9 protein-coding genes are annotated in these 12,574 nt (G+C 61.1%); all 9 read right to left on the reverse strand.

The features are described 5' to 3' along the window. Window positions 1-263 precede the first annotated feature (263 nt). The 9 genes from ACINK1_RS00105 to ACINK1_RS00145 all read right to left on the reverse strand — a co-directional run bounded on the left by ACINK1_RS00105 (window position 264) and on the right by ACINK1_RS00145 (window position 12,499). A complete protein-coding gene (locus tag ACINK1_RS00105) occupies window positions 264-3,221 on the reverse strand; it encodes a bifunctional [glutamine synthetase] adenylyltransferase/[glutamine synthetase]-adenylyl-L-tyrosine phosphorylase (RefSeq protein ID WP_376800556.1) in 2,958 nt (985 codons plus the stop codon). After that, window positions 3,218-4,612, reverse strand: a complete 1,395-nt coding sequence (locus tag ACINK1_RS00110) for an ATP-binding protein (protein ID WP_376800557.1) — start codon at window positions 4,610-4,612, stop codon at window positions 3,218-3,220. The genes ACINK1_RS00105 and ACINK1_RS00110 overlap by 4 nt, the downstream gene beginning before the upstream one ends. Then, on the reverse strand, window positions 4,596-5,276 hold the full coding sequence (locus ACINK1_RS00115) for a response regulator transcription factor (protein WP_376800558.1): 681 nt from the start codon (window positions 5,274-5,276) through the stop codon (window positions 4,596-4,598). The genes ACINK1_RS00110 and ACINK1_RS00115 overlap by 17 nt, the downstream gene beginning before the upstream one ends. Before the next feature lie 91 nt (window positions 5,277-5,367). Continuing rightward, complete coding sequence (locus tag ACINK1_RS00120) at window positions 5,368-6,870, reverse strand: Do family serine endopeptidase (protein WP_376800559.1); 1,503 nt, start codon at window positions 6,868-6,870, stop codon at window positions 5,368-5,370. Window positions 6,871-6,908: 38 nt separating this feature from the next. Next, window positions 6,909-7,442: a cytochrome c-type biogenesis protein gene (locus tag ACINK1_RS00125; protein WP_376800560.1), complete on the reverse strand. Its 534-nt coding sequence runs from the start codon at window positions 7,440-7,442 to the stop codon at window positions 6,909-6,911. Next, entirely contained in the window at window positions 7,439-9,424 is a 1,986-nt protein-coding gene (locus ACINK1_RS00130) for a heme lyase CcmF/NrfE family subunit (protein ID WP_376800561.1), read from the reverse strand. The genes ACINK1_RS00125 and ACINK1_RS00130 overlap by 4 nt, the downstream gene beginning before the upstream one ends. After that, window positions 9,421-9,897, reverse strand: coding sequence for a cytochrome c maturation protein CcmE (ccmE, locus tag ACINK1_RS00135; protein WP_376800562.1), 477 nt, complete (start codon window positions 9,895-9,897; stop codon window positions 9,421-9,423). The genes ACINK1_RS00130 and ccmE overlap by 4 nt, the downstream gene beginning before the upstream one ends. Before the next feature lie 13 nt (window positions 9,898-9,910). Beyond that, window positions 9,911-11,002, reverse strand: coding sequence for a c-type cytochrome biogenesis protein CcmI (gene ccmI, locus ACINK1_RS00140; protein WP_376800563.1), 1,092 nt, complete (start codon window positions 11,000-11,002; stop codon window positions 9,911-9,913). Between the two features lie 102 nt (window positions 11,003-11,104). Beyond that, window positions 11,105-12,499, reverse strand: coding sequence for a hypothetical protein (locus ACINK1_RS00145; protein ID WP_376800564.1), 1,395 nt, complete (start codon window positions 12,497-12,499; stop codon window positions 11,105-11,107). Between the last annotated feature and the right edge of the window lie 75 nt (window positions 12,500-12,574).

A 12,574-nucleotide genomic window follows, 5' to 3' on the forward strand; every position in this document is an offset into this window, starting at 1 on the left:
AGGCCCCGTTAATTTGGGCGAAACGGTGGGAGGGACATGGCGCGAGGTTGAGGAGCAAGCCTGCAGGAAGTCGTCTGACTTTCAAAGGCTTGCGACATAAAGATAAAGATCGCGTCATTTCACCCCATCCGAAGGACAAGGCACGAATGGCAAACTGGTTCGTCGACGCCCTCAACCATACCAAAGGGTATGCTTTTCGGGCTTCTCCTGCCATTTTATCCATTCGCGCCATGCCGTTTTGCCTAAATTAATGGGTCCTGACCCTAAGTGTGTCCAGGCTGGCCGTAGCCGCGCGATCCCCACTGACCGGCGAGGACACCGCGAACCGCCTGTGCATGAGTTTCGAGAGCGAGTGCCACAGCCGGCATATCGCTCAGCCCGCTTGTTTCGACCAGCAGAGCACTCAGCGCGGGTGAGGCATCAGCCAGGCTGACACCAGGCTCAAGGCACAGGCGCGACAATTGCAGGAGATGAGTGAAGAAGCGCCATGCTGACGACAGTTTTTCTGCATCATCGGGAGCGATCAACGCGGCGCTCGCGGCTTGGCCGAAAAGAGTGTCGCCAAAATTGCCAGCCAGATCGCGATGGTCCGCAGCATGCCGTAAAACCAGATACTGGCTGAAGAAATCAATATCCGTCAGACCGCCCAGGCGTTGGCGGATATCCCACAGGTCGCGCGGCGGCTTTTCCTTCAGCAGCAGGAGGCGCATATCGACAACATCGCGGGCCATCGGCTCGGGGCTCTGAGGCTGGACGAGGATACGGTTCAGTATTGAGCCGAGCCGGTCGCCGAAGGCGGGATCGTTCGTCGACACAATGCGGGCCCTGGTCAGCGCCATGCGTTCCCACGTCCACGCTTCGCCCGCGTGATATTCACGAAAGGCACGCAGGCTGCTGGCAAGCGGCCCCTTATTGCCCGACGGGCGCAGGCGAAAATCAACTGCATAGGCAATACCTTCAGCCGTCGGGGCTGAAAGGGCCGCCACCAGGCGCTGCGTCAGACGGGTATAATACTCGGCGGCATAGAGGCTCTTGCGGCCATTGGATGGAGCATCGTGATCATCTTCGTAGACGAGCAGGAGATCGACATCCGAGGTCGCAGTCATTTCCCGCGATCCCAGCCGCCCCAGTGCAATGATGGCGTGCGCCGGCACAGGCGTCACGCCGTAGCGCTCGACATGCTCCGCGAGGACACGGTTATGCAGCGCTTTGATGATGACGTCGGCAATACGGCTATAGGCCTTTCCTGCAGCAAGCGGGGAGAGACGACGCGCGACGATATAAGTGCCGACCAGAAATATCATTTCCTGGGTCGTACGCCGCGCCTGATCAAGCGCCTCGCCATAGTCGACATCGTGGCCAAGCCCGCGCTGGACCTGGCTTGCGAGTTCGGCGAGCGGATCGCCACTCTCACCCTGCAGGCTATCGATCAGGCCGTCGATCAATCGCGGACGTCGGGCCAGATCCTGCGACAGGCGGGGCGCGGTTGACAAAATGCGGGTGATCAGATCGAGCAGACCGGGATTGGAGCGCAACAGCGAAAAGAACTGCACGCCATAAGGCAGCTGCGATAAAAAGCGATCAAAGGCCACCAATGTCGCCTCCGGCTCGCCCCCCGCGCTAATTGCTTCGAGGAGGCGCGGGGTGATTTCAGCCAGCCGCGCACGCGCCGGCGTCGAGCGGGTAGCCGGATATCGCCCGCGCTGCCAGCCCTGGATGATGTCAGCGATGCGGTCGGGATCCTCAAAGCCGATCTCGCCGAGCGCTCGGCGTACGTCGACATTTCCAACACCGGATGAGAAATCAACATGCTGCAGCGCCGAGGCGGTCTTCGGCTTATCCTCGAAGAGCACACTGTAATGACCCCTCACGCAGGCCACCGTATCGCGGACCACCCGTTCAAGGGTCTTTGCGGCCTTGAACCCGGCAAACCGCGCGAACGCATCAAGTGCGGCTGGCTCGTCAGGCAAGCGGTGCGTCTGCGCGTCGTCAACCATCTGCAGGCGATGCTCGAGGCGCCGCAACTCGCCATAGGCAGCGGTGAGATCGCGGCGTGTGCTGGCGCTGATCCACTGGCGCTTTTCAAGAGCCGCCATAACGTCCAGCGTCGGTGTCTGGCGCAATGTCTGGTCGCGTCCGCCGCCGATCAGCTGTTGTGTCTGGACAAAAAATTCAATCTCCCGGATACCACCAGCACCGAGCTTGAGATCGCGGCCTGCAATATCAGTCCCGGTCAGATCCTTGGCTTCTTCGATCATGCGCTTCATCGCATGGATTTCGGCAATCGCCGCGTAGTCGAGATATTTGCGCCAGATAAAAGGAGCAACATCGCTGAGGAACAGATCGGCTGCCTCGCGATCGCCAGCAATCGGCCTGGCCTTGATATAGGCGGCCCGCTCCCAGTTCTGACCGATCGACTCGTAATAGTTGCGTGCCAGCCCTGTCGAGATCGCCAGAGGATATGTACCTGGATCGGGACGCAATCTGAGATCGACGCGAAAGACAAATCCGTCGTGATCACGATGTGACAGGATACGGGAAAGCTGTTGGGTCAGCCGGACAAAAAAAGCCTGATGCTCATCGGGCCGGCGCAACGCGACCTTGTCCTGCTCATAAAAGGCGATGAGATCGATATCGGAAGAATAATTGAGTTCGCCCGCGCCCAGCTTCCCCATCGCCAGCAGGAAATATCCGCAGTCTTTCTGCGGCCGCGCGTGCGAAGGAAGCTGGATGTCACCCCTGTCTGCCGCACGGCGCAGCAGGATATCAAGAACAGCGTTCACAGCGTGCTCGGCAAAGTCGCTGAGGCGGGCAATAACGGTCGTCACGTTCCACACGCCGCCGAGATCGGCGAGTGCAATCAGCAGGGCCTGTTCCTGCCGCATCAAGCGAAGATCGTGCATGAGGGCCGCATCGTCGGGCGCTGTTTTGCCAAGCGCCGACAACGCAGTGATCAACCGGTCGAAACTGTGCGCGGGGGTATCGCCAAGGAGGCGCAGAAAGCGGGGCACATCGCGTGAAACAAGATCAAACAGAAAGGGGGAACCGGCAAAGACACCGGCAATGAACGCTGCCAGTTGTTCGTTGTCCGCCAGAAGCCCGCCAAGTTTCGCCTGCTCGTCCTTGTTGAGCGTTTTTATCCAGGCGTGGAAACGCTTGCGGGCTGTGGCGTTCGCCACCGGCGCTGCGTCCAGAGCAATGGCTTTGGCCAGAACACTCATGCCGGCGCCGCCAGTGGCATGGTGATGACCACACGCAATCCCGGCTGGTTATCTTCCAGAAGGAGCGTGCCATGATGCAGGCGTATGATAGCCAGGACCAGTGACAATCCCAGGCCCGCGCCGGGCTGCGAGCGGCTTTTTTCCAGCCGGACGAAACGTTCGAGAACACGGCTGCGATCAGCCTCGAGGATGCCCGGACCGCGATCAGAAACGCTCAGTCTGGTCTGACCATCGACCAGCGCCAGCGAGATGGTGATGGTCGGCGGCGGCAGGCTCGCGGCCGGCCGGCTGAACTTGATGGCGTTGTCGATCAGGTTCGAGAGCGCGCGGGCCAGCAGCTCGCGATTGCCTCGTATCACCGCACTGCCTGGCGCCTCGATCATCAGTTGAAATCCCGCCTCTTCGGCAACCACATCGTAGAGATCGCCAATCCCGTTGACGACGTCACGCAGATCGATGCGTGCCAGACCCGCCGCCCCCTCGCCACCCTCGGCGCGCGCGATCAGCAGCAGCGCATCGAAGGTGCGGATCAACCCATCCGTTTCAGACAGAACCGCAGACAATTCCTCGCGCGCCTGGTCGCTCGTCAGCGTCTGGCGGAGCGCACCCTCGACGCGGCTGCGCAGACGGTTCAGCGGCGTTTTGAGATCATGGGCGATGTTATCTGATACTTCCTTCAGCCCATGCATCAATTCCTCGATGCGCGCTAACATCGTATTGACGCTGCCGCCCAGGCGATCAAATTCGTCACCAGAGCCGGACAGCGGCAGACGCTTGCTGAGATCGCCCGCCATGATGGCGTGGCTTGAGGCCGTCATGTCATCGATGCGCCGGGCGATACGCATCGCAACCAGCGAGCCGCCGCCAAGGCCGAATGCCAGGACAACGATACCAGCAGCAATCGCGGCGTTGACCACGATCGCCCGCAGCCGCGCCTGCTCGGCAAGATCACGGCCGACAACGAGACGAAACCCGCCGGGCATCTCGACGATACGCACAGACGCCTCGCGCTGGCGCGTATCGGATGGATCATCGTGTGAATAGGTAATGAGGCGGGGACCAAGGTCGCTCAGTATACCAGGCTGCAGCGACAGCAGATTGCCGGCAAGCGGCTGGCCCTGGGGATTGGTGAGCAGATAGAGATAGGCGCCGGGGCGGTTGGCGCGCCGGGTGACCGCCAGATAAAGGCCGCGCAGACCGGTCGTGCGGTAGGTCGTTGCCAGTGCGTCAATTTCTTCCTTTAGGGCGGTTTCGCTCTGCTCACGCAACAGGTTCTGGGCCTGATAGGAAATAACCGCAATGAGGGTCGCCGCAACCAGGGCTGCCAGCGCCACAAAGGCCAGAGACAGCCTGAAAGCTGTTGTGCGGATGAGCCTAACGAGACGCGTCACGGACCATGTATCCAGCACCGCGGACGGTATGAAGGAGCGGGCTTGCAAAACCGCGATCGATCTTGCCGCGCAAGCGCGACATGTGAACGTCGATGACGTTCGTCTGCGGGTCGAAATGATAGTCCCAGACGTTTTCCAGCAACATGGTGCGGGTGACGACCTGCCCGGCATGGCGCAGCAGATATTCAAGAAGTCGGAACTCGCGCGGCTGCAAATCGATCTCCTGGCCATCGCGGGTGACGCGGCGAGCGAGACGGTCCAGCATCAATCCGCCAACCTTGAAAATGGTCTGCTCGGGTACGCCTCCCTTGCGTCGCGCCAGCGCTTCGAGGCGGGCAAGAAGCTCGACGAAGGCGTATGGCTTGGCGAGATAGTCATCGCCTCCCGCGCGCAGTCCAACGACCCGATCATCAACCTGCCCGAGAGCGGAGAGGATGAGGGCTGGCGTATCGTGCCCTTCGCTGCGCAAGGCGGCGATCAGCGACAGGCCATCTCTTTTTGGGAGCATACGATCAACGATGAGAGCGTCGTAACTGTTCTCCTCTGCCCTGAACAGACCTTCCTCGCCATCATGGACGACATCGACGGTATGGCCGGATTCTTCGAGGGCGCGCGCCAGATAGCGCGCCGCCTCGCGGTCATCCTCAACAAGCAAGACTTTCATGCGGACATTATGAAGGGTTATCGCCTGATTGCGAAGAGGCGGCGCCAGGCAATTGAAGCCCAACGCCGCCTTCTGGACCAGCCGATAGTGCTCAACCCTGCTGTAGGGGAAGCGGAACAAAGATCGACCGTCCCTTGGACTGGATGCGGGCCAGCACAGATTTTTGCCCGTTTGATCGCGCATCAGCGAGTTTTGCCTGCACATCGGCAGGCTTCGCCACAGGCTCGCCTGCGATATCGAGGATGATGTCGCCAGCCTTTATGCCCTTGGCAGCGGCCACACCACGCGGGTCAACGGCTGCAATCGTGACGCCTTTGCCCTCACCCGTGGCGGGCGACAGGGTAAGTCCGAGACTGCCAAGCGTGGCGGGAGAGCGTTCATCGGGCGCATCAGCGCGCTCCTGATCACCTGGCAGCTTGCCCAGATTAACGGTGAGCGTTGACTTCTGCCCACGGCGTTGAATGTCGAGCTTGTAGCTGGTTCCAGGCAGCAGGGCAGCAACCCGGCGCTGGAGATCGCGGCTGTCGTGCACCGCTTCGCCGTCGATGGCGAGGATGGCATCGCCAGGCTTCACGCCGGCGCGCGCGGCAGGGCTGGAGGGCTGGACATCGGCAACCAGGGCGCCCGTGGTTGCACTCAACCCCAGCGACGCGGCGATCTCATCTGTCACCGGCTGGATCTGGACACCAAGCCAGCCGCGCACCACGGTCCCGTCCTTGCGCAGTTGCGCCACGACGGTCTGGGCGAGCGTCGCGGGGATCGCGAATCCAATGCCAACCGAACCACCGCTTGGCGAGTAGATGGCGGTGTTGATGCCGATGACATCGCCATCGAGATTGAAGGTGGGGCCGCCGGAATTGCCGCGATTGACCGGCGCATCGATCTGCAGGAAATCGTCATAAGGACCAGCGCCGATATCGCGACCGCGTGCCGACAATATGCCTGCCGTTACCGTGCCGCCAAGGCCGAAGGGGTTGCCGATCGCCACCACCCAGTCACCAATGCGGGGCTGCGCGCTGGCAAAATTCACGAACGGAAGCGGCTTGTCGGCGTCCACCTTGAGGAGGGCTAAGTCGGTTCGCGGATCGCGGCCGACCAGTTTGCCATTCAATTTTTGACCATCATCTGTGATGATTTTGTAGGCTGACCCGCCCTCGACCACATGGTTATTGGTGAGGAGGTAGCCATCGTTTGTAATGAAGAAGCCTGACCCCTGAGCCGCGCTCGGGCGCGGAGCCTGCTGCCCGCGCTCGTCGCGGAACTGGCGGAAATAGCGGTAAAGCGGATGATCGGGCGAGAGTTCGGGAATGTCGTTCGCATCGGCGGACGAATTCTGCACATTGTCACGTTGGACGATGACGGCGACCACCGCCGGTTTGACGCGGGCCACCACATCGGCAAAGCCGGTCGGGCGAATGGAGACGGGCGCTTCGGCGCGCGCCGTGCTCAACGCATGGACCGGCAGAGCGCTGCCAGCGGCAAAGCCGCCGACCAGCGCCAGCGCAGCAGCAGCGCCAAGCAGCGCGCGACGATGACGGGACAGGAGAGATGAGTTCTGGTTCGACATGGCATCCTCGACGTTTGCAGGGACCATCACAGGCCCTGAACGTCGCCACCATGGCGCTTGCCGGATTACGTGGATGTTGCGGGCGGATTACGTTTTGGTAAGGCCGGCTGCTCGTCAGAGGCTGCAAGAAGGCGTGACAGCGCCGTTTCTTCCGCTTCGCTGAGGGGGGAGGGCATGGTTGCAGCATCTTGCCTGCGGCGGGCGACAGCGAGCACAGCCACGAAGGCTCCACCACAAAAAACAAGGACCGGTGCCAGCCACAACAGGAGCGTGCGCGCGGTCAATCGCGGTCGCAGCAAAACGAAGTCGCCATAGCGCGCCGTGAGATAGGAAAAAACGGCATCATCGCTATCGCCCGCCACAAGGCGCTCGCGGACAATCAGGCGCAGATCGCGGGCGAGCGGCGCATGCGATTCATCAATCGATTCGTTCTGGCAGACCATGCAGCGCAATTCGCGGGAGATATGGCGCGCCCTCTGTTCCAGTTGCGGATTGGCGAGGATTTCGTCGGGTTCAACCGCCCGAGCGGAACACAGACCGACGAGGATCGCGACAATGCTGACCAGCATACATCGTACAAGCGATGCCCCGCGCCTCATTGCGCCGTCACCGTGGGGGCAACAGCGCGGCGCGCAACAGCCGGAGCGCCTATGCGCAAGCGGCGATCGCTCAGCGAACATACACCACCCGCTGCCGCCATCACCAAACCGAACCAGATCAGCAGGATATTTGGCTTCCAATAGGCGCGCACGCCAACCTTGCCGTCCTTCCCTACTTCGCCCAGTGCGACATAGAGCTGACCAAAGCCGATGCGCAGCTGGCCGGTTTCAGTCGTCGGCACGCGGGAGGCCAGATAGACGCGCTTGGCACTTTCAACATGGCCGAGACTTATGCCGTCCCGCCGGACATCAAAGCCTGCCACCACATCCTGATAATTGGCGCCCGAACGCGGACCGCTCGCAACCAGGCGCAGTTCATAGGCGCCAACACTCATCGTTTCACCCACCCTCAGCGTGCGGATGGTTTCGCTCTCGAAGGTGCTGGCGCTGACAACGCCGATGAGGAATACGCCGATGCCGGCGTGGCCGAGCAAGGTACCAAAAGCCTGACGCGGCAGCCCAGCCAGGCGCGAGAGGGCGGTGCGGGGCGAGGATGTCAACAGACGTGCCCGCAAAATGATGTCACTCACCGCGCCGGCAATCACGAAGGTGCCCAACGCGAAACCGGCAAGTGCCAATAACGGGCCGCCCTGCGTCAGCCAGGCGCCGATTGCGGCTGCGACGAGCGCCAGCCCCGCTGCTGCCAGCAACCGTTCAGCCGCGGCCAGCAGATCGCCGCGCTTCCAAGCCAGCATGGGGCCAAACGGCATGCACAGCGCTAGCGGCACCATCAGCGCCCCGAAGGTCAGATTGAAATAGGGAGGCCCAACCGAAATTTTGTCATCGCTGAAGGCTTCGAGCGCCAGCGGGTAGAGCGTGCCGACGAATACGGTGGCAGTGGCAGTGGCCAGCAGCAGATTGTTGAGCAGAAGGGCAGCCTCACGTGACAGGGGCGAGAACAGACCTCCCGGCCCCAGCTCGCCAGCGCGCCAGGCATAGAGCGCCAGCGCTCCGCCGATGAACAGTGACAGAATGACCAGGATGACAATCCCGCGCGCCGGATCAACGGCGAAAGCGTGGACGGACGTGAGAATTCCCGATCGCACCAGGAAGGTACCCATGAGCGACAGGGAAAAAGCGAGGATCGCCAGCAGCAGCGTCCATACACGCATGGCGTTGCGCTTTTCCATGACGATAATCGAATGGAAAAGGGCGGTGCCGGCAAGCCAGGGCATGAGGCTTGCATTCTCGACCGGATCCCAAAACCACCAGCCGCCCCAGCCAAGTTCATAATAAGCCCAATAGGAGCCAAGCGCGATGCCAAGGGTGAGGAAAATCCAGGCAATCAGTACCCAGGGCCTTACCGCCCGTGCCCAGCCGGCATCGATCCGCCCGGTGACAAGGGCGGCAACGGCAAACGAGTAGGCGAGCGAGAAGCCGACATAGCCAACGTAAAGGAGAGGCGGATGAAGGGCGAGACCAATGTCCTGCAAGACAGGATTGAGCTCGCGCCCTTCGGCGGGAGCCGGATCGAGCCTGAGGAAGGGGTTTGACGTCAGCAAGATGAACAGGAGGAAGGTCGTGGCGATCAAGCCCTGCACGGCAAGCGTTGCGGCCTTGAGATCAACCGGCAGTCGGTTCGAGAATGCCGACAACAACGCCGCAAACAGCGCCAGCGTGAAAGTCCACAGAACCATCGAGCCTTCGTGATTGCCCCAGGCGGCGCTCAAACGAAAGACCAGCGGCATCGTCGAATGGGAATTGCGGAAGACATTCTGGGTGGAAAAATCGGACAGGGCATGCACCGTCAGCAGGCAGGCAAAAGCAATGCCCATCACGACAAACATCACGCCCGCCAGTGCCGGCGCCAGCCGCATGAGCGTGTGATCGGTACGGCGGACGCCCCAGAGCGGTAACGCTGATTGAAGAATTCCCACAGCAAGCGCCAGAACCAGGGCGAAATGACCGATCTCAGCGATCATGATCCGGGTTTTCCTGGACTAACGGGTAATGGTTTTGACTTGTCACCCTGCCACACCCCCTGCCGCTTCAGCGCCTCGGCGACTTCGCGCGGCATATACGTTTCGTCGTGCTTGGCAAGCACGGTGTCGGCTTTGAACGTCCCATCCGGCTGCAATCGACCTTCGGTAATCACCCCCTGCCCTTCCCTGAAGAGGTCGGGCAGAACGCCTACATAGGACACCTGCCGCGTATTGGCACCATCGCTCACGGTGAACCGGACGATTTCGCCCGGCAAGCGTTCGATACTTCCCTCGACCACGAGCCCGCCAAGACGCAAGCGCTGGTCCGGCGCCGGCGGTCGGGCGAGAATGTCGCTTGGTGAATTGAAGAACACGATCGAATCCTGAAGCGCGACCAGAACCAGGCCAGTGGCAGACGCAAGAACGATCCCGACAAAAACGATCAGGGAAAGGCGGCGTTGTTTACGGCTCACGACTTGGAGACTCTCATGAACGATGCACCAATTGCGCGACGAAAGCGTCGAATTCGGCGAGTGCCGCCCGGTTGTCAGCAAGCGCTGCGCGCCCTTCTTCAACCAATGAATCCAAGCCATCGATACCGTTGAGCACCATATGGGCAAGAAGACGGCGGCGCCAAGCAACAACATCGTGTCCAGGTGTTGTGGCAGCTGCCGAGATGCTGAGGCGCAAGGCGGATATCACATCGGCTGGGTTGAGCGATTGTGGCACATCAGCGCCAAGATCATCCAGAAGCAGGCGGGCCAACTGGTCGCGCACAAGCGGCAACCAAGCCGCGTCCGGCAGCGATTTGGCCAGCGCTGAGCCCAGTTTTACGATGGCGTCGTCATGCCGGCCATCCTGCCTCAGGCCAAGGGCCAGAAAAAAATCAACGCGCGGATCGTGGGGAGACACTGACGCGGCGCGCTCCAAGGTCTGGCGCGCGTCGCCGGTGACGATCCCTCCCGAGAGGGCAATCTGCGCCTCGCTGAGCGCGATCAGGCGATCAATCGTCGCTCCTCCGCGAACAATCGCCTGTCCAAGCGCTTCGGCTGCAAGATCAGGTCTACCCAGTTGCGCCTGAACCCGCGCCAAAAGGTCCCACCCTTCGACGCTTTCAGGGTGCTGCGCCAGCTGTTGCTCGACGCGTTGGACAAGACGCTCGACATTCTGGTTTTCAAGCTCCGCGCCGGATGTCAGTTGCATCGGCTTTCCCGCAAGCCTGGGCTGACCGCTGATGACATAGAAAGTCAGTGAGAAAACCGGCAGTACAATCAGCGCCAGCGACGCCGCCACTCGCCGACGCATCAATGACGACAAGCGAGACATCCCGTCGGCGTGCTTTTGCGGCCGGCGCGTGAGAGCCAGCAGGCGCCGCGAGATTTCAGCGCGGCTGGCCTCGGCTTCGTTGGCTGTGAGGTCTCCACGCAGCGCTTCGTCGTCGATCATCGCAAGCTGCCCGCGAAACAGCGCGATATCGGGTGAATTGTCAGGACCCGTATGGCCAACCTGCGACAAGGCCCGCAATATGGCAAAAATGCTGGCGCCCGTCATGGCCGCAATCGCCGCCCAGATCATCATCCCCTCACGACCGGCCCGGCGCCGGCGTCTGTTCTTTAGCCTGAGGCGGCGGATGAGGCGAGCACAAAGCTGACCTGCAATCGGGTGGTATGGAATGATGGGTTATTTTGCCACACGCAAAACCGGTTCATTGGGTCCGGCTGCGGTTCCAAAACTGCGTCGAAGGGCCGTCGCGCGCGTATGCCCGTGAAGCATCTCTGTCATGCGGATTGCCGCATCGCCAAACGCACGTACGGTATTGCGCTGGTCGCCGATGGCGTTGCGGGCATCCTCGACGAGGATACGCGAGGTGTGATCGAGGTAGGTATCGGTATCGTTGAAAACACGCAGCAGCGTTTCGTTGACGCCAAGCTCGGTTGACGACAGTTTGGCGGCATTCAGCAGCTCGATCAGCAGGCAGGTGCGTTCGATATCGACCGGGTCAGGCATGCCCAGACGGCGCTGATCGAAGGCACGCAGCGTCTTGACGCAAGCGCGGATCAGGCGGGGTAATCCATTGAGTTCCCGCGCAATAGCTTCCGACAGACGGGTGCGCATTTCTGTCAGCCGCTTGGCCCAGTCATGCGTTGTCTGGTCGAGGTTTAGAACAGCGCGCAGATTGCGCGACGACATGGCAAAATCGCGTAATGCCGGTGCCAGCGTACCGTCGGACTTCAACTGCTTCAGGCCGTCACCAACCAGAGCTGCAGACCGCTCTGTTTCTGCCAATGATATCTCGATCAGCGCGGCGAAGGGCGATGCGGCGATCAATTTCAGATCCTCGCTGCCGGTGCCGATGACAGCTAATTTGGCCAGTTTAACCGTCGATCCAAGGACGCGCTGGGTCATGACAGCTACATGATAGGGAAGGCGCGGATCGAGCCGCGCCAGATCGACGATCGTGCGCGCCAGTGTTGCGGCGAGTATCGCCTCGTTTGCCGGGTCGGCATCGGTCAGAATGGACGATATTCTTCCCAGCTCACGGGACCGCCTCAAAACAACCGCGACATCCTCGAATTCCTCGAAATTGCGCTCTCCGCCAACCTGTCCGGCAATGCGGCGGCGGTTATCGGGGTTGGTCTTGGTGGCGGTCACGGTCTCGCCCATCGTCCGCGCGATTGCTGCGAGCAGCACCTCTTCGCGCTCCGCCTGGGGGCTCGTTTCGTTTGTCGAATAGGCAGCAATTGCTGCCTTGGCCAGATCACTTTCAATCCACGACCAGATCGGCGCAAGGCTCGCGATACAAATGCGGCCGGGAATTTTACGCTGCAACACCTGCGGGATCAGGAACGGCTCGAGCGCTGTTTGGAATATCTTGTCGGGTGTTGGCGGAGGTTCTTCGGCGGTGGACCCTGTTCCAGGGTCAGCCAGAAACTCTGCGAGCAGATCAAACGTGGGATCGTTGATGCCGGAATTGCGTGCCTCCCCGACCATGCGCGACAATGTTGCCCGCATGCCGGGTGGCAGTGCTCCCAGCAGGGCTCGAAGCTTTTTCGACTTTTCTTCGTCTAGCGCCATTGTTTTGGACGAATATGATATCACCGGCCTGCGAGACTATGCGCTAATAGTTAACCGGTGGTTTTTTGTCCCTTG

This window comes from Raskinella chloraquaticus (SeqCode) (genome assembly GCF_021731865.1).
In the GTDB taxonomy this organism is placed as follows: domain Bacteria; phylum Pseudomonadota; class Alphaproteobacteria; order Rhizobiales; family UBA4765; genus Raskinella; species Raskinella chloraquaticus.

What these genes read in the sequence shown, in the direction of transcription:
- ACINK1_RS00130 (WP_376800561.1), bottom strand. Translation starts at nt 9,424, where the DNA reads ATGATCGCTGAGATCGGTCATTTCGCCCTGGTTCTGGCGCTTGCTGTG.
- ACINK1_RS00145 (WP_376800564.1), bottom strand. Translation starts at nt 12,499, where the DNA reads ATGGCGCTAGACGAAGAAAAGTCGAAAAAGCTTCGAGCCCTGCTGGGA.
- ACINK1_RS00120 (WP_376800559.1), bottom strand. Translation starts at nt 6,870, where the DNA reads ATGGTCCCTGCAAACGTCGAGGATGCCATGTCGAACCAGAACTCATCT.
- ccmI (WP_376800563.1), bottom strand. Translation starts at nt 11,002, where the DNA reads ATGATGATCTGGGCGGCGATTGCGGCCATGACGGGCGCCAGCATTTTT.
- ACINK1_RS00125 (WP_376800560.1), bottom strand. Translation starts at nt 7,442, where the DNA reads ATGAGGCGCGGGGCATCGCTTGTACGATGTATGCTGGTCAGCATTGTC.
- ACINK1_RS00115 (WP_376800558.1), bottom strand. Translation starts at nt 5,276, where the DNA reads ATGAAAGTCTTGCTTGTTGAGGATGACCGCGAGGCGGCGCGCTATCTG.
- ACINK1_RS00105 (WP_376800556.1), bottom strand. Translation starts at nt 3,221, where the DNA reads ATGAGTGTTCTGGCCAAAGCCATTGCTCTGGACGCAGCGCCGGTGGCG.